19 protein-coding genes and 1 tRNA gene are annotated in these 19,498 nt (G+C 66.4%); 13 read left to right on the forward strand and 7 right to left on the reverse strand.

All coding sequences use genetic code 11. The annotated features are described in order from the left end of the window. Positions 1 to 110 precede the first annotated feature (110 nt). Positions 111 to 737 carry a ribonuclease D gene (locus tag LQK81_RS18070; RefSeq protein WP_230807773.1) on the reverse strand — a complete coding sequence of 209 codons (627 nt, stop codon included), beginning with the start codon at positions 735 to 737 and terminating at the stop codon, positions 111 to 113. 108 nt (positions 738 to 845) lie between these two features. Here LQK81_RS18070 and LQK81_RS18075 point away from each other — a divergent pair, with 108 nt between their 5' ends. Together LQK81_RS18075 and LQK81_RS18080 are read left to right on the forward strand one after the other, a co-directional pair. Next, entirely contained in the window at positions 846 to 1,175 is a 330-nt protein-coding gene (locus tag LQK81_RS18075; protein WP_230807774.1) for a hypothetical protein, read from the forward strand. A gap of 90 nt (positions 1,176 to 1,265) precedes the next feature. Beyond that, entirely contained in the window at positions 1,266 to 2,294 is a 1,029-nt protein-coding gene (locus LQK81_RS18080) for a hydroxyacid dehydrogenase (protein WP_230807775.1), read from the forward strand. 53 nt (positions 2,295 to 2,347) lie between these two features. On the opposite strand, the gene LQK81_RS18085 is transcribed toward LQK81_RS18080, so the two are convergent. After that, entirely contained in the window at positions 2,348 to 3,094 is a 747-nt protein-coding gene (locus LQK81_RS18085) for a type 1 glutamine amidotransferase (protein ID WP_230807776.1), read from the reverse strand. Between the two features lie 77 nt (positions 3,095 to 3,171). Continuing rightward, entirely contained in the window at positions 3,172 to 4,398 is a 1,227-nt protein-coding gene (locus tag LQK81_RS18090) for an ROK family transcriptional regulator (RefSeq protein ID WP_230807777.1), read from the reverse strand. 268 nt (positions 4,399 to 4,666) lie between these two features. Here LQK81_RS18090 and LQK81_RS18095 point away from each other — a divergent pair, with 268 nt between their 5' ends. From LQK81_RS18095 to pyrC, 5 genes are all read left to right on the forward strand, one after another. After that, a complete protein-coding gene (locus tag LQK81_RS18095) occupies positions 4,667 to 5,692 on the forward strand; it encodes a sugar ABC transporter substrate-binding protein (RefSeq protein ID WP_230807778.1) in 1,026 nt (341 codons plus the stop codon). 191 nt (positions 5,693 to 5,883) lie between these two features. Next, the gene (locus LQK81_RS18100; RefSeq protein ID WP_230807779.1) at positions 5,884 to 6,966 is read left to right on the forward strand and encodes an ABC transporter permease; all 1,083 of its coding nucleotides are present in this window, start codon (positions 5,884 to 5,886) and stop codon (positions 6,964 to 6,966) included. Next, positions 6,966 to 7,748, forward strand: coding sequence for an ATP-binding cassette domain-containing protein (locus tag LQK81_RS18105; RefSeq protein ID WP_230807780.1), 783 nt, complete (start codon positions 6,966 to 6,968; stop codon positions 7,746 to 7,748). Before LQK81_RS18100 ends, LQK81_RS18105 begins: the two co-directional genes overlap by 1 nt. Continuing rightward, positions 7,745 to 8,371 (forward strand): nucleoside triphosphate hydrolase, encoded by a 627-nt coding sequence (locus tag LQK81_RS18110; protein ID WP_230807781.1) that lies wholly within the window; start codon positions 7,745 to 7,747, stop codon positions 8,369 to 8,371. Before LQK81_RS18105 ends, LQK81_RS18110 begins: the two co-directional genes overlap by 4 nt. A gap of 166 nt (positions 8,372 to 8,537) precedes the next feature. Further along, positions 8,538 to 9,575 carry a dihydroorotase gene (pyrC, locus tag LQK81_RS18115; protein WP_230807782.1) on the forward strand — a complete coding sequence of 346 codons (1,038 nt, stop codon included), beginning with the start codon at positions 8,538 to 8,540 and terminating at the stop codon, positions 9,573 to 9,575. A 48-nt stretch (positions 9,576 to 9,623) separates the two neighbouring features. Here the strand turns inward: pyrC and LQK81_RS18120 are convergent, their stop codons facing one another. Next, complete coding sequence (locus LQK81_RS18120; protein ID WP_230807783.1) at positions 9,624 to 10,073, reverse strand: DoxX family protein; 450 nt, start codon at positions 10,071 to 10,073, stop codon at positions 9,624 to 9,626. A gap of 179 nt (positions 10,074 to 10,252) precedes the next feature. Here LQK81_RS18120 and LQK81_RS18125 point away from each other — a divergent pair, with 179 nt between their 5' ends. Then, positions 10,253 to 10,534, forward strand: coding sequence for a SelT/SelW/SelH family protein (locus tag LQK81_RS18125; protein WP_230807784.1), 282 nt, complete (start codon positions 10,253 to 10,255; stop codon positions 10,532 to 10,534). Between the two features lie 21 nt (positions 10,535 to 10,555). Here LQK81_RS18125 and LQK81_RS18130 read toward each other — a convergent pair whose 3' ends face one another. Then, positions 10,556 to 11,035: a BA14K family protein gene (locus LQK81_RS18130; protein ID WP_230807785.1), complete on the reverse strand. Its 480-nt coding sequence runs from the start codon at positions 11,033 to 11,035 to the stop codon at positions 10,556 to 10,558. Positions 11,036 to 11,244: 209 nt separating this feature from the next. On the opposite strand from LQK81_RS18130, the gene LQK81_RS18135 reads away from it, so the two are divergent. Next, a complete protein-coding gene (locus LQK81_RS18135; protein WP_230807979.1) occupies positions 11,245 to 12,675 on the forward strand; it encodes a phosphomannomutase in 1,431 nt (476 codons plus the stop codon). A gap of 202 nt (positions 12,676 to 12,877) precedes the next feature. Next, positions 12,878 to 12,964, forward strand: a tRNA-Leu gene (locus LQK81_RS18140). Between the two features lie 120 nt (positions 12,965 to 13,084). Here LQK81_RS18140 and LQK81_RS18145 read toward each other — a convergent pair. Both LQK81_RS18145 and LQK81_RS18150 read right to left on the reverse strand, forming a co-directional pair. Continuing rightward, positions 13,085 to 13,807: a hypothetical protein gene (locus LQK81_RS18145; RefSeq protein ID WP_230807786.1), complete on the reverse strand. Its 723-nt coding sequence runs from the start codon at positions 13,805 to 13,807 to the stop codon at positions 13,085 to 13,087. A 192-nt stretch (positions 13,808 to 13,999) separates the two neighbouring features. Then, positions 14,000 to 15,415, reverse strand: coding sequence for a helix-turn-helix domain-containing protein (locus tag LQK81_RS18150; RefSeq protein WP_230807787.1), 1,416 nt, complete (start codon positions 15,413 to 15,415; stop codon positions 14,000 to 14,002). 142 nt (positions 15,416 to 15,557) lie between these two features. Between LQK81_RS18150 and LQK81_RS18155 the strand changes: the two genes are divergently transcribed. The 3 genes from LQK81_RS18155 to LQK81_RS18165 are packed head-to-tail and all read left to right on the forward strand — an operon-like array spanning position 15,558 to position 19,493. Beyond that, entirely contained in the window at positions 15,558 to 17,090 is a 1,533-nt protein-coding gene (locus LQK81_RS18155; protein ID WP_230807788.1) for an acyl-CoA carboxylase subunit beta, read from the forward strand. Between the two features lie 16 nt (positions 17,091 to 17,106). Further along, positions 17,107 to 17,484: a hypothetical protein gene (locus LQK81_RS18160; protein ID WP_230807789.1), complete on the forward strand. Its 378-nt coding sequence runs from the start codon at positions 17,107 to 17,109 to the stop codon at positions 17,482 to 17,484. 2 nt (positions 17,485 to 17,486) lie between these two features. After that, positions 17,487 to 19,493, forward strand: a complete 2,007-nt coding sequence (locus tag LQK81_RS18165; RefSeq protein WP_230807790.1) for an acetyl-CoA carboxylase biotin carboxylase subunit — start codon at positions 17,487 to 17,489, stop codon at positions 19,491 to 19,493. Positions 19,494 to 19,498: the final 5 nt, after the last annotated feature.

Consider the following 19,498-nt stretch of genomic DNA (forward strand, 5'->3'; position numbering starts at 1 on the left):
CTATCCTGGCTGCAAGATCGAAAATTACAGCCGAGGATAGAGACGCAGGGTTAAGCGGAGGTAACCATCCACCCGTTGCTTCTCGGGGCGCGCGTGCGCGGGGCCGCCGGTCAACTGTGGGCGAAGATGTCCGTCTCCTCCCAGCCGAGCAGGTCGAGCTTGGCGCGGGTCGGCAGGAAGGCGAAGCAGGCCTCGGCATGCTGCAGGCGGCCGTCACGGACGAGGCGCGCCATCAGCTTGTCGCGCAGCGCATGCAGGTGCAGCACGTCGGACGCCGCATATTCGAGCTGCGCCGGCGACAGCGTCTCGGCCGCCCAGTCGGAGGATTGCTGCTGCTTGGAGATATCGACTTCCAGCAGTTCCTTCAGATTGTCCTTCAGGCCGTGGCGGTCGGTGTAGGTCCGCGTCAGCCGCGAGGCGATCTTGGTGCAGAAGACGGGAGAGCAGGTGACGCCGAAGGTGTGGAACAAGACGGCGATGTCGAACCGGCCGTAGTGGAAGATCTTCTGGCGCGAAGGATCGCCCAGCATGGCGACGAGATTGGGCGCGCGCGTCTGCCCGGCGGCGATCTTGATGACGTCGGCGGTGCCGTCGCCCGGCGAGAGCTGGACGACGCACAGGCGGTCGCGGCGCGGGATCAGCCCCAGCGTCTCGGTGTCGATCGCGATCGCGCCGTCGTAGCGCGCAGCGTCCGCGGCGGAAATGTCGCCCTCGTGATATCGTATTGCATTGGCCATAGGGCACCCCACATGAATGTGCATCGAACGTGAACGCGCTATATCGCATGTTTGCGTGGCGGGGTACTGCGGAATGACGCTTAATGCGGCTCAATCGAACGGAATGACATGACGATCCGGCGGACATCCGGCGCGACTGGCCTGATTCTGGCGCTGCTCCTTGCGGTACAGCCGTCGCTTGCCGCTGCCCAGCAGGCAGGCCTGTTCAGCGACCGCCGCTACCCGTTCACCGACCTGCCCGGCGTGACGACGCAGAAGGAGGCCGAGGCGGCCGACGAGGTCGTGTGCACGCAGACCTTCGACAGCAATAGGAACCGGTCCCGCCGCTTCGGCGAACCCAGCCGCCCGGTCTACACCTGCACGCAGAACGGCAGGACCTTTTCCAGCGAACGGCCACCGCTGTCGCGCGAACGCGACCTGCGCGGCCTCGGCTGGTAGTACCGGAGCAGGCTGGTAAGGCTTCGAATTCATGGTAACAATCCCGCCAAGCCGACCCGTCGTGCGGGAACGGGCGGCCGGGAGGAGACCATGACCGATACGAGACCCATTGCCATCAGCGCGCCCGAGCCGCGCACGCTCGAGCTGATCTTCACGCCCGAGGCGCTGAAGCGGCTGAAGGAGACCTACCGCATCGTCGAGGCGGACCCCGAAGACATCGCCGGCCTTGGCGACGACGTTCTCTCGCAGGCGCGCTACATCATCGGCCAGCCGCCGCTTTCGGCCGGGACGCTGGACCGGATGGCGAACCTGCGCTGCATCCTCAACGTCGAGAGCAACCTGATCAACAACATGCCCTATGACGTCCTGTTTGCCCGCGGCATCCATGTGGTGACCACCGGACAGGTCTTCGCCGAGCCTGTGGCGGAGCTCGGGCTGGCCATGGCGCTGAACCTCGCGCGTGGCATCATCGATGCCGACGTCGATTTTCGCGAGGGGCGCGAACGCTGGGGCGGCGACGGCAATGCCGGTGCCCGGCTGCTCTCCGGCTCCGATATCGGCATCATCGGCTTCGGCGACCTCGGCAAGGCGCTCGCCCGGGTGCTGTCGGGCTTCCGCGCCCGCATCCGCGTGTTCGATCCCTGGCTGCCGCCGTCGATGCTGAAGGAGGCCGGTGTCGAACCCGCCTCGCTCGATAGCGTGCTCGGTGAAAGCGACTTCATCTTCGTGGTGGCCGCCGTCACCAGCGAGAACAGGGGTTTCCTCGGCAGCGACGCCTTCGGGCGGATGCGCAAGGGGGCTGCCTTCATTCTGCTCAGCCGCGCCGACGTCGTCGATTTCGACGCGCTGATGGCGACGGTCGAGCGCGGCCACATCGTGGCGGCCAGCGACGTCTTTCCCGAGGAGCCGCTCGCCGCGGAGCATCCGGTCCGCCGCCTGAAAGGCTTCGTCCGCTCGGCGCACCGCGCCGGCGCGCTGGACAGCGCCTTCAAGAAGATGGGCGACATGGTGCTGGAGGACATGGCCCTGATGGACCGCGGGCTGCCGCCGATGCGCTGCAAGCGGGCCGAACGGGAAACCGTGTCGCGGATGCGCTCGAGGCCGGTCAGCGTCAACTGACACGGCACGGCTGTTGTCCGGCGACGGCAGAGACGCACGCCGGCGGGTAGCGCTCAGGCCGCGTCGCTGACGCCTTCCCTCCTGCCGGCACCGGAACCCGCCGCGATCGTCGCCACCCAGGCGCGAGCGATCGCGAGGCCTGCCGTATCGGCAGCCGGTCCGTGCGCGCCTGCGATCTCGTCGAACCGCCCGATCCAGCCGGGGGCCATGCGTTCGATCTGCTCGGGAAAGGTATCGCGCCACCAGGCTGCGACCGTCCGGTCCACCTCGAAATGGAACTGCGTGCCATAGGCCGCGCGGCCGATCCGGAAGGCCTGGTTCCTGGCAGCGGCGTTGCCCGCCAGGTGCACGGCGCCCTCGGGCAGGGTGAAGGTATCGCTGTGCCACTGGAAGATCGGAAAGATGCCGCCGGCCGCCGCCAGCAGCGGGTCCGCCAGCCCCTGTTCCGTCGGATGGATATCCTGCCAGCCGAACTCCGGCGCCGCCCCGATCAGGTTGTCCGCGCCATAGCCGCGCGCCAGCAACTGGCTGCCGAGACACACGCCGAGGACCGACTTTCCGGCATCGCCAAAGCGGCGCATGAGGCGGCAAAGGCGCGGCAGGTAGGGATGCCTCTCGTCGTCCACGGCCGATTGCGGCCCGCCCATGACGACAAGGGCGTCGTGGCCGTTCTCGTCCTCGGGCAGCGGCTCGCCGGCATGCGGCCGACAGAAGAGGATCTCCGCGCCCGCTTCGAGAAGGGCCGCCTCGATCTGTCCGAGGGCGGTATGCCTGTCGTTTTCGACCACCAGTACGCGCATGAGGCTGCCTCCCGAATCTTGGGCGCCAGACAAGCATGCCGCCGCGCGACGTTCAAGCAGGCCCCGCGCCGCTTGGTTCAGGCGGGCCCCTTGAACAGCACGTTCTGGTCGAGCAGGTAGCGGGCGAACAGGGGCAGGCTGGCGGCGCCTATGGTGCGCGCCTGGCTACCCGCCTCCCCTTCCAGGATCTCGGGCATGATCACGCCCTGCAGGTCGTGCTCCCCGAGGGCTGCACGGGTCGCCATGACGATGCGCTCGCGCACCCAGGCGGGGAAGCCGCCGTCGATGACGGCTGCGGAGAAGTCGATCACCGAGGCGGCCGCGATCAGCGCCTGGGCAAGGGCTGCGGCGGTATCCTGGATCCAGCTCTCGAGCGGCGCGCCGAAATCGATCCATTCGTCCGGCGAATACCAGAGCGGCCGGGGATCGATGCCGCCCGCCCGCAACCGATTCTCCAGGACGAAGATCGAGGCGATCTTCAGAAGCTGCACCGTCCTGCCGTCGCGCCCCTGGACCGGCAGCGGGCCGATGGCGCCGGCCGTGCCGGTGCGGCCGGAAAAGAGCGCGGAATTGAGCACGACGCCGCCGCCGATGAAGGAGCCGATGAAGAAATAGATGAAATCCGGATAGCGCTGGCCGAGGCCGAACACGAGTTCGGCGGCGCAGGCGCTGGTCGCGTCGTTATGCAGGAACACGGGGTGCGACACTCTCGCCTGGATTTCCCGCTGCAGGTCGACGCCGCGCCAGGTATCCATGTCCCGCTGCGGCGCGCCGACCTCCTCGGCCCAGTTCCACAATTCGAACGGCGCGGCAATGCCGATGCCGGCCACGCGGGCACGCTGCCCGGGATCCAGTCCCGCCTCCATCTCGGCGATGCCGTCCGTGATGAAGGCGAGCACCTCGTCCGGCATGGGATAGGCATAGGTGCGACGGACCTGCAGCCGCACCCGGCCGACGAAGTCCATGACCGCGAGTTCGGCGCTGCGACGGCCGATCTTGACGCCGAAGGAATAGACCGCATCGGGATTGAGCCGCATCGGCGTCGAGGGCTGGCCCACCCTGCCGCGGGTCGGTTCGCCGCGCATCAGCAGGCCATCGGCCTCGAGCGCGCGCATGATGACGGTGACGGTCTGGGCGGAAAGGCCGCTGCGCCGGGCGATCTCGGCCTTCGAAAGCTCGCCGTGGCGGCGCACGAGCGACATGACGAGCCGCTCGTTATAGGCCCGCACGCGCACCTGGTTCGACCCGCCGGACGGATCGAGGATCGTCGCCGGCGATGCTGCCGGCACGCTTTCCTCAGGCATGCCATTCCCTCCCGAACCGGGCATCTTGTTCTTTCCGGCCAAATGCTTCGCGTCGCCGTGACGGGCGGATTTCACGCGCATCGGCCTATGCCCTGTTTGATCCCAGCATGCCACAGCGAATTAATAATTCAATTCGATTTATTTATTGACAGGGCCCATCTTCAATGGTTCCCTGACGGTGGAAGCGTGATCGACGGCCGCAGAGGAGCGGCACGGATCGGCATCCGGATGGCGTCACGCCGTCCTGTTTTGTCCTTGGGAGGATTACATGAAGACCACGATTGTGAGCGCCGCTCTCGGCGCACTGGCGCTTGGCGTCGCCTTTTCCACGCCTGCCGCGGCGGCGGACGTCACCGCCTGCCTGATCACCAAGACCGATACCAACCCCTTCTTCGTCAAGATGAAGGAAGGCGCCACGGCCAAGGCCCAGGAACTGGGCGTGACGCTGAAGGCCTATGCCGGCAAGATCGACGGCGACCATGACAGCCAGGTGGCTGCGGTCGAATCCTGCATCGCGGACGGCGCGAAGGGCATCCTGATCGCCGCCTCCGACACCAAGGCGATCGTCGACCAGGTCAAGAAGGCGCAGGCTGCCGGCCTGCTGGTGATCGCGCTCGACACCCCGCTCGACCCGGCGACCGCCGCCGACGCCACCTTCGCCACCGACAACCTGCTCGCCGGCAAGCTGATCGGCCAGTGGGCGGCCGCGACGATGGGCGACAAGGCCAAGGACGCCAAGGTCGGCTTCCTCGATCTCACCCCGTCGCAGCCGACGGTCGACGTGCTGCGCGACCAGGGTTTCATGATCGGCTTCGGCATCGACCCGAAGGATCCGAACAAGATCGGCGACGAGGACGACCCGCGCATCGTCGGCCACGACGTGACCAACGGCAACGAGGAAGGCGGCCGCACCGCCATGGAGAACCTCCTGCAGAAGAATCCGGACATCAACGTCATTCACACCATCAACGAGCCGGCCGCCGTCGGCGCCTATCAGGCGCTCAAGGCCGTCGGCAAGGAGAACGACGTGCTGATCGTCTCGGTCGACGGCGGTTGCCCGGGCGTCAAGTCGGTCGCCGAAGGCGTGATCGGCGCGACCTCGCAGCAGTATCCGCTGATGATGGCCGCACTCGGCGTCGAGGCAATCAAGAAGTTCGCCGACACCGGCGAGAAGCCGAAGCCGACGGAAGGCAAGGACTTCTTCGACACCGGCGTGGCGCTCGTCACCGACAAGCCGGCCGCGGGCGTCGAATCGATCGACACCAAGGTCGGCACGGAGAAGTGCTGGGGCTGAGCGCCCTCGGTTCCACGATCACGCGAAGGGCGGCCGGAGCCGCCCTTCCCATCAAGCTGAGCGCCCGTCTTTGACAAGACGACGAAAACCGCGCAGCCTTCCCTCCGGCACCGGGCTTCGCCTGGCCTATGGTGATGCGCGCGGCACAGATCACGACCCCTCGGGAGCGGGGGTTTTCGGGAGGAATGTTCATGGGCGAGCCCACAGCCGCACATTCGGCGCAGGAATTCGAGAAGGTCCTGGCCCAGAGCTCGACGCAGGTCGCGTCGTTCGATACCCACGACAAGACGGCGGTGCAGAAGATCCAGCAGTTCCTGCACTCGACGCCGGCAGCGATCCCCTTCATCGTGCTGGTCGCCGCCATCCTCATCTTCGGACTTGCGATCGGCAGCCGCTTCTTCTCGTCCTATACGCTGACCCTGATCCTGCAGCAGATCGCCATCGTCGGCATCCTCGGCGCGGCGCAGACGCTGGTCATTCTGACCGCCGGCATCGACCTATCGATCGGCGTCATCATGGTGTTCTCGGCGGTGGTGATGGGCAATTTCGCCGTCAGCTACGGCCTGCCCGCGCCCCTCGCCATCCTCGCCGGCTTCGGCGTCGGCGGCGCCTGCGGCTTCGTCAACGGCTTCCTCGTCGCACGCCTCAAGCTGCCGCCCTTCATCGTCACGCTCGGGACATGGTACGTGATCATGTCGACGAACTTCATCTATTCGGCGAATGCGACGATCCGCGAGGCAGACGTGACCGCGGTGACGCCGATGCTGCACGTGTTCGGCATCAGTTTCAAGGTCGGCTCGGCCGTGTTCACGCTCGGCGTCGTCATGATGGTGCTGCTCGTGCTCGGGCTCTGGTATGCGCTGAACCACACGGCCTGGGGCCGGCATCTCTACGCCGTCGGCGACGATCCGGAGGCCGCCAAGCTGTCGGGCATCCGCGTCGACCGCGTGCTGCTCGGCGCCTATACGCTCGCCGGCATGATCGCCTCGCTCGCGGCCTGGGTCTCGATCGGCCGCAACGGCTCAATCTCGCCGTCCGCCGCCGTCACGGACTACAACCTGCAGGCCATCACCGCAGCCGTGATCGGCGGGATCTCGCTCTTCGGCGGCCGCGGTTCGATCCTCGGCACGCTGATCGGCGCCATGATCGTCGGCGTCGTCTCCATGGGGCTGAACATGCTCGGCGCCGACCCGCAATGGAAGGTGTTCCTCACCGGCGTCCTCATCATCACGGCGGTCGCCGTCGACCAGTGGATCAGAAAGGTAGCAGGCTGATGGCTGCAGAACCCATCCTCACCGCCCGCGGTCTCGTCAAGCGCTACGGCCGCGTGACCGCGCTCGACAATGCCGACTTCGACCTCTACCCCGGCGAGATCCTCGCCGTGATCGGCGACAACGGTGCCGGCAAATCGACGCTGATCAAGGCGATCTCCGGTGCCGTGACACCGGACGAGGGCGAGATCCGGCTCGAGGGCGAGGCCGTGCATTTCCGCTCGCCGATCGAGGCCCGCCGCGCCGGCATCGAGACGGTCTACCAGAACCTCGCGCTGTCGCCGGCGCTGTCGATCGCCGACAACATGTTCCTCGGCCGCGAGATCCGCAAGCCCGGCATGCTGGGCAGCGTGTTCCGCAAGCTCGACCGCTCGGCGATGGAGAAATTCGCGCGCAACAAGCTTTCCGAACTCGGCCTGATGACCATCCAGAACATCAATCAGGCCGTCGAAACGCTTTCCGGCGGCCAGCGCCAGGGCGTGGCGGTCGCACGGGCGGCCGCCTTCGGCTCCAAGGTGATCATCCTCGACGAGCCGACCGCGGCGCTCGGGGTCAAGGAAAGCCGCAAGGTGCTGGAACTGATCCTCGACGTGCGCTCGCGCGGCCTGCCGATCGTTCTGATCTCGCACAACATGCCGCACGTCTTCGAAGTGTCGGACCGCGTCCACGTCCACCGCCTCGGACGCCGCCTGTGCGTGGTCGATCCGAAGGAGCACACCATGTCCGATGCCGTCGCCTTCATGACCGGCGCCAAGGAACCGCCGCGGGACGCGCTGGCGGCATGAGCGACACGGTCCCGGAGATCGCCGGCGAGATCGTCCGCCGGGCGGGCAATGCCAGGCGCTTCCTGGTCGCCATTGCCGGCCCGCCGGGTGCGGGCAAGTCGACCATGGCCGACCATCTTGCGGCCGCGCTGAAGGCACAGGGCGAGAGTGCGGAAGTGCTGCCCATGGACGGCTTCCACATGGACAACGCCATCCTGATCGAACGCGGGCTGCTCGCCCGCAAGGGCATCCCCGAGACGTTCGACGTGCGCGGCTTCATCGACATCGTCCGCGCCGTCCGCCCCGCCGACCAGGAGGTGCTGGTGCCGGTGTTCGACCGGTCGCGGGAAATCGCCATCGCCTCGGCGCGGGTGGTCTCGCCGGAGCACCGCTTCATCGTCGTGGAGGGCAACTACCTGCTGTTCAGCCAGGGCAAATGGGCGGAACTGGAGGGCATGTTCGACTATTCGATCATGCTCGCGCCGCCGATCGAGGTGCTGGAGGCACGGCTCTGGGAGCGCTGGCGCGGCTATCGGCTGAGCGAGGAGGCCGCCCACGCCAAGGTCTATGAGAACGACCTGCCGAACGGGCGGCTGATCCTGGAGAACCGGCGCCCCGCCGACATCACGCTTGCAATCGCCTGACCCTTCCCATCCCTCGCTGCATTCCCGGTCAAGCCAGCGCAGGCACGCCGGGCCCGAACCGGTTCGGTCCGACGGCCCACACTCTGACCGCAAAGCGTTTGCCACGAACGGCGCAAGGGTATAATTCCCGCGGCACAGATGTCCCCGATCCGCGGAGTTCCCAGGCATGCAAACGATCACCCTTCGCCGTCCTGACGACTGGCACCTGCACCTGCGCGACGGCGCGATGCTCGAGGGCGTGATCGGCGATACGAGCCGGCACTTCGCCCGCGCCATCATCATGCCCAACCTGGTGCCGCCGGTGGTGACGACCGCGGATGCGAAGAGCTATCGCGAGCGGATCATGGCGGCCCTTCCGGCCGGCGACCGCTTCGAGCCACTGATGACGCTGTATTTGACCGAACAGACGAGCCCCGACGACGTCGAGGCCGGCAAGGAAAGCGGGCTCATCACCGCGGTGAAACTCTACCCTGCCGGGGCGACCACCAATTCGCACGGCGGCGTGCGCGACATCGAAAAGGCGATGCCGGTGCTGGAGCGCATGGCCAGGATCGGCCTGCCACTCTGCGTCCACGGCGAGGTGACGACCCCGGACGTCGACATTTTCGACCGCGAGGCCGTCTTCATCGAGACCGTGCTCGATCCCTTGCGCAAGCGCCTGCCGGAACTGAAGGTGACGATGGAGCACGTCACGACCAAGGACGGGATCGACTATATCAAGGCGTCGAAGGCCAACCTCGCCGGTTCGATCACCACCCATCACCTGATCATCAACCGCAACGCCATCCTGGTCGGCGGCATCCGCCCGCACTACTACTGCCTGCCGGTCGCCAAGCGCGAGCATCACCGGCTGGCGCTCCGCGCCGCCGCCGTCTCCGGCGATCCCCGCTTCTTCCTCGGCACCGATTCCGCCCCGCATGTGGATCCGCTGAAGGAATGCGCCTGCGGCTGCGCCGGGGTCTACACCTCGATCAACACCATGAGCTGCCTTGCCCATGTCTTCGAGGACGAGGACGCGCTGGACAAGCTCGAGGCCTTCTCCTCACTGAACGGCCCGGCCTGGTACGGCCTTCCCGTCAACGCGGAGACGATCACGCTGGTGCGTCGCGAGGAAGAGGTGCGCTTTCCGGCGAAGATCGAGACGGGGGCGGGCCCCGTCACGGTGTTCGACCCGATGTTCGCCCTGCACTGGGACGTGGCCTGAGCTGGCAACGGCGCCCTGCCCCCGGTCGTGAGGCGGACGCCGGAGACGTCAGAACTGGCGGCCGATGCGGGCGTCGACGGACTGGCTGTTGGAGCCGCGAACCGCGAAATAGAGCATGATGGCCGTCCACAGGATGGACTTCTCGGCGCCGCCGAGGCCCTCCATCTTCACGATGCCGTGGAAATAGATCGTCACCGCCAGCACGATTGCCGAGGCGAACGCGGCAGGCCGCGTGAAGAGGCCGATCGCAACCAGGATGCCGCCGAAGAATTCCGTCGCGGCCAGGAGCGGCGACCAGAAGACGCCGGGGTAGAAGCCGAGCCCCTCGACCATTCCGACGGCGCCGAAGGGGTTCATGATCTTGCCGTAGCCGTGGGTGACGAGAAGCCCGCCCGCGACAATGCGCAGCAGGGTCTCGGCACTTTCGTTCAGTGTGGAATACAGCGGCCGCAGGAACGGCAGGATGAGGCCGGGGCGATGCGTGGTGGTGTCGGACATGCGGTTGGCTCCAAGGATGTTGCAGTGCATCCATGTCTCGGCCATCGTGACCTGCGCAAGCGGACACGACGCAAAAACCCGATAAATTCGACTGACATTTCCGTGAACGGACAGACGTCGCCCACGCAAAGGTCAATCGTCGGCCCGAAAACCCCATCGGCAGGAAGGAAAAGGCAGGAATGAGCGAGAAGCCCCGGATCACGATACTCTACTGCACCCAGTGCAACTGGCTCTTGCGTTCGGGCTGGATGGCGCAGGAACTTCTGCAGACCTTCGGCGACACGCTCGGTGAGGTGGCGCTCATCCCCGGCACGGGCGGCAACTTCGAGATCCGCGTGGACGGCGAACTCATCTGGGAGCGCAAGCGCGACGGCGGCTTTCCGGGGCCGAAGGAACTGAAGCAGCGGGTGCGCGACATCGTCGAGCCCGAGCGCGATCTCGGACACGTCGACAAGCCCTGACTCAGCTGGCGCGCAGCCCGCTCAGCGGTACGGCGAAACGCAGACCCGATAGACGCCGCCGCCGGCATGGTAGCGGTCCGTCGCCGGGTTGTAGGTGCGATAGCGGTTCGTGCACCAGCCGACATGGCTGCCATAGCCGCTGCGAACGGCCGGAGCGTAATACGGCCCGTCATAGGGTCGATAGATGGTCACGCTGCGGGAATAGGGCTGATAGCTCGGCCTGTAGGACGGCGGCATGTAGGGGCGGTAGGGTCGATAGATCGGCCACGAATAGGCGCGGTAGTACGGCCGGTTCAAGGGATTGTAGAGCGGCCCGGTGTTCCAGCAACTATAGCCGTTGCAGACGAAGGCGACCGGGACGACAGCGCTCCCGGCCCCATGGCTTTCGGCGAAGCCACGGTCCGGGACCACCATCGGGCCGGCTGCGGCTGTGGAGGTCAGGCCGGGCGAAACGGCCAGCCCGGCAGCGACGGTCAGTAGGAGGTTACGCAAGCTGAACATTTCGATCCCCTATGCGTTCTGGAGTGTATGTCTGCGAAACGTGGCTGCCGTCGGGTCTGCGTCCTGCCGTCCGGCCGGAACGCCCGGAGCGGGCGATTGCACGGACCGACAGGAAGAGGTCGGGCGGGACAAGCCGGCAAAAATCGGGCATGACAGGGTCGGGACACGGACGAGCGTCAGCATACTATAATTTGGAGCATGAGATGAGTCTGAAATTCGGCACCAGCGGACTGCGCGGCCTTTCCACCGACCTGGAGGGGCCGCCTGCGGCTCTCTATGCGACGGCCTTCGCGCGATACCTGCTCGAAAGCGGCCTGGCGCGCACGGGCGACACGGTGCTGATCGGACGCGACTTCCGGCCCTCGAGCCCGGCGATCGCCGCGATCGCCGCCGGCGCATTGCGCGGCGCCGGGCTGTCGCCACTCGACTGCGGCACGATCCCGACGCCGGCGTTGGCGCTGCTGGGCCTCAGCAAGGCTGCCGCCAGCCTGATGGTGACCGGCTCGCACATCCCGGCAGACCGCAACGGCATCAAGTTCTACCGGCCGGACGGCGAGATCGGCAAGGCCGACGAGGCGGCGATCACGACGATCGCCGATGCGATCTCCGCAAGCGGCGAGGCGATCGACGCAGCACCGGCCGCGGCGCCCGACGCCTCCGCGCAGGCGGAGGCGCTGTTCCTGCAGCGGTATGACGGGCTGCTTGCGCCGGACGCGCTGAAGGGCAAGCGGATCGGCGTCTACCAGCACAGCACGGTCGCGCGCGACCTGTTCGTCACCGTGCTTACCGCATTCGGCGCCGACTGCGTACCGCTCGGCCGCTCGCAGACCTTCATCCCGGTCGATACCGAGGCCGTCCCGGCCGAGACCGTCGAGATGCTGCAGCACTGGGCCAGCGAACATCGCCTCGACGCGATCGTCTCGGCGGATGGCGACGGCGACAGGCCGCTCGTTGCCGACGAGACCGGTACGCCGCTGCGCGGCGATCTGCTCGGCCTGATCACCGCCAACTTCCTGAACGCGGACGTGGTGGCGACGCCGGTGACGTCCAATTCCGGCATCGAGGCGGCCGGCCGCTTCGAAATCAGGCGCACCCGCGTCGGATCTCCCTTCGTGATCGCAGCGATGGAGGAGGCCGTGGCCGGCGGCGCCAGGGCCGTCGTCGGCTTCGAAGCGAATGGCGGCACGCTCACGGCTACGGACTGCGCCGCCAACGGGGCGACGCTTGCAGCCCTTCCGACCCGCGACAGCTTCCTTCCCGCGCTTGCCGCCCTCGCGCTCACCGTCGAGCGCAGACAGCCGCTGTCCGTCGTTGCCAAAAGCTTCAACCTGCCGGCCGCCGCTGCCGACAGGCTCGAGAATTTCCCGGTCGAGACGAGCGCTGCGCTCATGGCCGAACTGCGCTCCGGTCCGCAGGCGCTCGCGGCCTTCCTCGCACCGATCGGTGCGCCGGCCTCGACCAGCGACATCGACGGGCTGCGGGTGACGCTGGAGGACGGCCGCATCGTCCACTTCCGCCCTTCCGGAAATGCGCCGGAGATGCGCTGCTATGTCGAGGCAGCCGACGAGACGGCCGCCCAGGGCCTTCTCGCCGAGGGCCTCGCCCTGATCCGCGGCTGGGCGGAACGGCGCCAGGCATGACGCCGGCGACCTAGAGCAATTCCAGCAAAAGTGGGAACCGGTTTTGCGTCCGGAAATGCGTAAAACTATGAAGATAGAGCATTGCCGACGATTCAATAATCGCCGGCAATGCTCTAGAAACGAGGGAAAAGCGCATGCCGTTGCAAAAACTTCAAAAACCCAGTTGACACCAACGGCAGCGCCCCGTACATCCGCGTCCGTCGCCCAGATGGCGGAATTGGTAGACGCGCCAGCTTCAGGTGCTGGTACTCGAAAGGGTGTGGAGGTTCGAGTCCTCTTCTGGGCACCATTCCTTCTCCGAAGACGTTTCAGGACGTCGAAATCGGATTGAAAAACCCCGGTCTTCCGGGGTTTTTTCGTTTCCGGCCGTGCCTGAGTCTGACTGAAAGACGGTGTCCGGCGGGACCCGCTATCGATGCCGCATTTCCTTGCCGGGCAGGTCTTCGATCCCGGTGGCAAGGTCGCCGCGATCGCGGACGAAGGGCAGGCCGACATGCTCGGCGAGGTCCGGTTCGGTCGTGAAGATATTTCCCCGATCTCTTAAGCGCGTCAGGACGAAGGTGTCTTCGGCGATCTGTCGGCGTGTCTTCCCCTTGTCGTCGTAGGAATGGCCCATCTTCGTGAGCGAGAAGCCTGCGAGGGTGACGGACGGAACGCCCGTGAAAAGTGCATAGCAGAGCGTGGCAACGCCGTTCGTCACCTTGCCGACATCGCCGATGTCGGCGGGCAGCCCGCCGCTCACGGCATTGACGATCGCCTCGCGCTCACGCCTGGTGGCGCGCATCAGGCTGCTGTAGCGCACATGCGGCATCGTCAGAAGCCTCAGGTGCATCATCCAGAGAGGCTTCGTATGGAGCCAGAGAAGGCCTCTCGTCCTGACGTAGGGATGTTCCTCCCACGATTTCTTCCGCTTGCGGAACGTCAGGTCGGCGGGCGGGAGACCCAAGGCATTCGCCGTCTTGCCGGAATTGTTGACGTCGACGCGTGCGCAATGTTCGAGCAGGTCGGCCGGAAGGGTGGGAGACGGCGCGGAACCGAGAATCAGCCAGGGCTTGTGCAGAATGCCAAGCTTGGCGAGCCAGCGACGGTGGTTGCCTCGCAATACTTCAAGCGCATCAGGTTCAATCGCCACACGAGCTCCTCAGACCGAGTAGAAAGACCGAAGGTTACCTAAACGTCGACGTCGTATGTCTTGCACAAGCCTGCCTCGGTGTCCATTGCCCGCCGGCTCTTGGTCTTTTGGCGCGGATGATCTTCAAGGTCGCAATCACCCGCGGCCGAGAGCTTCAACTCCCCCCTCGTTCCGCAGGCCGCGCCCGCGTCCTCAACTCTCCAGTTCGTAGGGCACGATCCGGCGCACGTGATGGTCGACGTGCAGGCGACGCTTGAAGGGCGGGACGGCGCGGCTGGCGCAATTGGCGCGCTCGCAGATTCGGCAGGAGATGCCGATCGGCGCGAAGGCGCCGGCGTTTTCCAGGTCGAGGTCGTCGGCATAGACGAAGGCGCGGGCATAGGAGATCTCGCAGCCGAGCGCCAGCGCATATTCCGGCCGGGCGGCCCGGAAGCCGCCGCTGCCCTTGGAAGCGTGGGTGGCCAGACAGAGATAGCGCACGCCGTCCGGCGTCTCGGCAAGCTGGCGCAGGATGCGGCCGGGGCGCTCGAACGCCTCGTGGGCGTTCCAGAGCGGACAGGCGGCGCCGAAACGGGCGAACTGGAACTTCGCCGCGCTGTGACGCTTGGTGATGTTCCCGGCGCGGTCGATGCGGGCAAAGAAGATCGGCACGCCCTTGAGGCCCGGCCGCTGCAGCGTGCTGAGGCGGTGGCAGACCTGCTCGATCGAGGCGCCGAAGCGGGCGGCGAGCAGTTCCAGGTCGTGGCGCAGTTCCTGCGCCGCCTGGAGAAAGGCGCCATAGGGCAGGAGCAGCGCGCCGGCGACGTAGTTCTCCAGTCCCATGCGACAGATCTCCACCGCTTCCTCCGAGCGGAACCCGGCGCCCTGCACCACCGCATCGATCTCGCGGGGCATCTGCAATTGCGCGATCTGCAGCGCCAGCTGGAAGTCGCGCGTGGGGGCTGCGGCATAGGGATTGACGGTCAGCACGCGCGCCTGCGGATCGAAGCGGCGGATCGCATCGTCGCCTGCGATCCCGCGTGCGATCCGGACGCCGAACGCCTTGTCCAGATGGTCCGCCAGCGCCGCATGGTTGTCGCCGCGGCCGATGCCGAGATCGCTTGCCAGCCGCTCGGCGGCAAGGTCGAGTTCGTGGATGTAGTTATCGACGAAGTGGAAGAAGTCGCGCACTTCCTCATAGGGCGTCGTCTCGGCCGGACCGCCGACGCGGCCGAGCGTCGCGTCGAGGCTCGCGAGCCGCTCGCTGCTGCGGCGATAGGCCTGGTGGCAGGCGATCAGCGCGTGCGCCAGACCCGGCGCGTTCTGGGTGACGAGCTTCAGTTCCTGCAGGCTCGGCGTATAGGTCTCGAACAAGGGGTCCGTCAGCGCCTCGGACAGCGCCGACAGCAGCCGGTCGTTCTCGCCCACCGAAAGCTCGGCGATATCGAGGCGGAACTTGTCGGCGAGCGCGAGCAGGACCGCGGCGGAGACGGGACGCTGGTTGTTCTCGATCTGGTTCAGGTAGCTCGTGGAAATGCCGATGCGCTCGGCGAACTGGCTCTGCGTCGTGCCGCTCGCCAGCCTGAGATCGCGGACCTTGCGGCCGATGAAGAGTTTGCCGATCGCCATGCTTCACCGTGTTTGCAAATTCGCATTTTCAATTTTGCTTTTTTATATTGCCACATTTGCGCCTGTTCAACTGTTTTCAACCGGACAATATCGGCATAATGCGCGCTCACACGGCGGCAGGAACAGTGGCAGGGGAGTGAGGATGCGCCCGATACTCGAGCAGTTGCAGGCCCGGCGCGACGAGGCCTATCTCGGCGGCGGCGAGAAGCGGATCGACGCCCAGCACGGCAAGGGCAAGCTGACGGCGCGGGAGCGCCTGGAGGTGCTGCTCGATCCGGGCTCGTTCGAGGAATACGACATGTACGTGACCCACCGCGCGGTGGATTTCGGCATGGCGGGGCAGAAGATCGCCGGCGACGGCGTCGTCACCGGCTGGGGCACGATCAACGGCCGGCAGGTCTATGTCTTCTCCCAGGACTTCACCGTTCTCGGCGGCTCGCTGTCGGAGACCCACGCACAGAAGATCTGCAAGATCATGGACATGGCCGTGCGCAACGGCGCGCCGGTGATCGGGCTGAACGATTCGGGCGGGGCTCGGATCCAGGAGGGCGTCGCCTCCCTTGCGGGCTATGCCGAGGTGTTCCGCCGCAATGCGGAGGCCTCGGGCGTGATCCCGCAGATCTCCGTCATCATGGGCCCCTGCGCGGGCGGCGCGGTCTATTCGCCGGCCATGACCGACTTCATCTTCATGGTGCGGGATTCGTCCTACATGTTCGTGACCGGCCCGGACGTGGTGAAGACGGTGACGAACGAGATCGTCTCGGCCGAAGAGCTCGGCGGCGCCGGCACGCATACGAAGAAGTCCTCGGTCGCCGACGGCGCCTACGAGAACGACATCGAGACGCTGGAAAACGTGCGGCTTTTGTTCGACTTCCTGCCGCTCAGCAACCGCGAGAAGCCGCCGGTGCGGCCGTTCCACGACGACCCGGCGCGGCTGGAGGCGCGGCTCGACACGCTGATCCCGGATAGCTCCAGCAAGCCCTACGACATGAAGGAACTGATCCTCGCCGTTGCCGACGAGGGCGACTTCTTCGAGCTGCAGGAGAATTTCGCCAGGAACATCATCACCGGCTTCATCCGGCTGGAAGGCCAGACGGTCGGCGTCGTCGCCAACCAGCCGATGGTGCTGGCCGGCTGCCTCGACATCGATTCGTCGCGCAAGGCTGCGAAGTTCGTCCGTTTCTGCGACGCCTTCAACATTCCGCTGCTGACGCTGGTGGACGTGCCGGGCTTCCTGCCGGGCGTGGCCCAGGAATATGGCGGCGTCATCAAGCACGGCGCCAAGCTGCTCTTCGCCTATTCCCAGGCGACCGTGCCGATGGTGACGCTGATCACGCGGAAGGCCTATGGCGGCGCCTATGACGTGATGGCGTCGAAGCATATCGGCGCCGACGTCAACTACGCCTGGCCGACCGCCGAGATCGCCGTGATGGGCGCCAAGGGCGCGACCGAGATCCTCTACCGCTCGGAACTGGCGGACCGGGAAAAGATCGCCGCGCGCACGCAGGAATACGAGGAGCGCTTCGCCAACCCCTTCGTCGCCGCCGAGCGCGGCTTCATCGACGAGGTGATCATGCCGCATTCCTCGCGCAAGCGCATCGCGCGGGCGTTTGCGAGCCTGCGCAACAAGCAGGTCGATACCCGCTGGCGCAAGCACGATACGATACCGCTGTAAGGGACGTTCAGGATCGATGGCCAATCTTCCCGACATGACAAAACATCGTGGCTTCCCGTCCGGCATGCCGGGCACGGGTGTCCAGTTCACCATCCGCCGCGCCAACCCGAAAGGGGTGACGCCGATCAAGGCGCTGCCCCGTCGCGCCCGACCGGGCTCCGCCGAGCACCGGATCGATGCGGCTTTCCTGCATGCGCTCTGGCATCATTTCGGACCGGATCCTTTCGAGCGCGGCAATCTCGATGCCGCCCGGCTCAACCTGCTGTTCGGACGCGAGGTGCTGGCGGCGGAGAAGGATTTCGACCCGACCTCCTATGAGGCATTGCTGGTCATCAACGAGAAGGAGGCCCGTGCTTCCTTCCCGGAATCGTTTGAAGACGTGATGGAGGTCTAGCCTTGGCGATCCAGAAAATCCTCATTGCCAACAGGGGCGAGATCGCCTGCCGGGTCATCAGGACAGCGAAGAAACTCGGTATTGCGACCGTCGCCGTCTATTCGGATGCGGACCGAGATGCGCTGCATGTGCAGATGGCCGACGAGGCGGTGCATATCGGGCCGGCACCGTCGAACCAGTCCTACATCGTCATCGAGAAGATCTTGGAGGCGATCCGGCAGACGGGGGCGGATGCGGTGCATCCCGGCTACGGCTTTCTGTCGGAGAACGCCGCCTTCGCCGAGGCGCTGGAGAAGGAAGGCGTGACCTTCATCGGCCCGCCGGTCGGCGCGATCCAGGCGATGGGCGACAAGATCACCTCGAAGAAGCTCGCCGCCGAAGCGGGCGTCTCCACCGTCCCCGGCCATATGGGCCTGATCGAGGACGCCGACGAGGCTGTCATGATCGCCTCGAAGATCGGTTACCCCGTGATGATCAAGGCCTCTGCCGGCGGCGGCGGCAAGGGCATGCGCATCGCCTGGAACGACCAGGAGGCGCGCGAGGGCTTCCAGTCGTCGAAGAACGAGGCGAAAAGCTCCTTCGGCGACGACCGCATCTTCATCGAGAAGTTCGTCACCCAGCCGCGCCATATCGAAATCCAGGTGCTCGGCGACAAGCATGGCAACACGCTCTATCTGGGCGAGCGCGAATGCTCGATCCAGCGGCGGAACCAGAAGGTGATCGAGGAAGCGCCCTCGCCCTTCCTCGACGACGCCACGCGCCGGGCCATGGGCGAACAGGCGGTGGCGCTGGCAAAGGCCGTCGGTTACCATTCGGCCGGCACCGTCGAGTTCATCGTCGACGGCAACAGGAACTTCTACTTTCTCGAAATGAACACGCGGCTGCAGGTGGAGCATCCCGTCACGGAGCTCATCACCGGCATCGACCTGGTCGAGCAGATGATCAGGGTCGCCTCGGGCGAGGCGCTGTCCTTCGGGCAGGAGGACGTGAAGCTGGAGGGCTGGGCGATCGAAAGCCGGCTCTATGCCGAGGACCCCTACCGCAACTTCCTGCCCTCGATCGGCCGGCTGACGCGCTACCGTCCGCCGGCGGAGGGGCGGCATGCCGACGGCACCGTCGTGCGCAACGACACCGGCGTCACCGAGGGCGGCGAGATCTCGATGTATTACGACCCGATGGTGGCCAAGCTCTGCAGCTGGGCACCCGACCGGGCGGCGGCCGTGGACGCCATGGGCCGGGCGCTGGACGATTTCGAGGTGGAGGGCATCGGCCACAACCTTCCCTTCCTGTCTTCGGTGATGCGGAACGACCGTTTTCGCGAAGGCCGGCTGACCACGGCCTTCATCGCCGAGGAATTTCCGGACGGCTTCCACGGCGTGGCGCCGGACGCCGCATCATGCCGCAGGCTTGCCGCCGTCGCAGCCCTCGTCAACGACCGGCTGCAGCGCCGGGCGACGAAGATCTCCGGCACGATCGGCAACCATCGCCGCCGGGTCGGTGCGGACTGGGTGGTGGCGCTCGGCAGCGAGCCGGTCGCCGTCACGCTTTCGCAGGAGGGCGACGCCTCGCGCATCACCTTCGACGACGGTGCGACGGTGGCGATCCGCAGCGACTGGCTGCCGGGCCAAACGCATGCGACCTTTTTCGTCGACGAGGCGCCGATGGGCGTGAAGGTCAACAAGATCGGCTATGCGCTGCGGCTGCGCTGGGGCGGCATCGACGTGATCGCCCGGGTGCGCGAACCGCGGGTGGCGGAGCTTGCGAAGCTGATGCCGGTGAAGCTTCCGCCGGATACCTCGCGGATGCTGCTCTGCCCGATGCCGGGGCTGGTCACGGCGATCGCCGTTGCCGAGGGCGACATGGTGGAGGCCGGCCAGGCGCTGGCGACGATCGAGGCGATGAAGATGGAGAACATCCTGCGCGCCGAGAAGAAGGCGGTGGTCAAGCGCGTGCCGGTCTCGGTCGGCGCCAGCCTCGCCGTCGACGAGATCATCATGGAGTTCGAGTGAGGGGA

The sequence above is a fragment of the Rhizobium sp. GN54 genome (genome assembly GCF_021026345.1).
Classification (GTDB): domain Bacteria; phylum Pseudomonadota; class Alphaproteobacteria; order Rhizobiales; family Rhizobiaceae; genus Mycoplana.

Coding starts and splice junctions, on each gene's coding strand:
- LQK81_RS18160 (WP_230807789.1), top strand. CDS start 17,107: ATGGCCAATCTTCCCGACATGACAAAACATCGTGGCTTCCCGTCCGGC.
- LQK81_RS18085 (WP_230807776.1), bottom strand. CDS start 3,094: ATGCGCGTACTGGTGGTCGAAAACGACAGGCATACCGCCCTCGGACAG.
- LQK81_RS18125 (WP_230807784.1), top strand. CDS start 10,253: ATGAGCGAGAAGCCCCGGATCACGATACTCTACTGCACCCAGTGCAAC.
- LQK81_RS18150 (WP_230807787.1), bottom strand. CDS start 15,415: ATGGCGATCGGCAAACTCTTCATCGGCCGCAAGGTCCGCGATCTCAGG.
- LQK81_RS18110 (WP_230807781.1), top strand. CDS start 7,745: ATGAGCGACACGGTCCCGGAGATCGCCGGCGAGATCGTCCGCCGGGCG.
- LQK81_RS18075 (WP_230807774.1), top strand. CDS start 846: ATGACGATCCGGCGGACATCCGGCGCGACTGGCCTGATTCTGGCGCTG.
- LQK81_RS18095 (WP_230807778.1), top strand. CDS start 4,667: ATGAAGACCACGATTGTGAGCGCCGCTCTCGGCGCACTGGCGCTTGGC.
- LQK81_RS18090 (WP_230807777.1), bottom strand. CDS start 4,398: ATGCCTGAGGAAAGCGTGCCGGCAGCATCGCCGGCGACGATCCTCGAT.
- LQK81_RS18100 (WP_230807779.1), top strand. CDS start 5,884: ATGGGCGAGCCCACAGCCGCACATTCGGCGCAGGAATTCGAGAAGGTC.
- LQK81_RS18120 (WP_230807783.1), bottom strand. CDS start 10,073: ATGTCCGACACCACCACGCATCGCCCCGGCCTCATCCTGCCGTTCCTG.
- LQK81_RS18070 (WP_230807773.1), bottom strand. CDS start 737: ATGGCCAATGCAATACGATATCACGAGGGCGACATTTCCGCCGCGGAC.
- LQK81_RS18080 (WP_230807775.1), top strand. CDS start 1,266: ATGACCGATACGAGACCCATTGCCATCAGCGCGCCCGAGCCGCGCACG.
- LQK81_RS18105 (WP_230807780.1), top strand. CDS start 6,966: ATGGCTGCAGAACCCATCCTCACCGCCCGCGGTCTCGTCAAGCGCTAC.
- pyrC (WP_230807782.1), top strand. CDS start 8,538: ATGCAAACGATCACCCTTCGCCGTCCTGACGACTGGCACCTGCACCTG.
- LQK81_RS18130 (WP_230807785.1), bottom strand. CDS start 11,035: ATGTTCAGCTTGCGTAACCTCCTACTGACCGTCGCTGCCGGGCTGGCC.
- LQK81_RS18155 (WP_230807788.1), top strand. CDS start 15,558: ATGCGCCCGATACTCGAGCAGTTGCAGGCCCGGCGCGACGAGGCCTAT.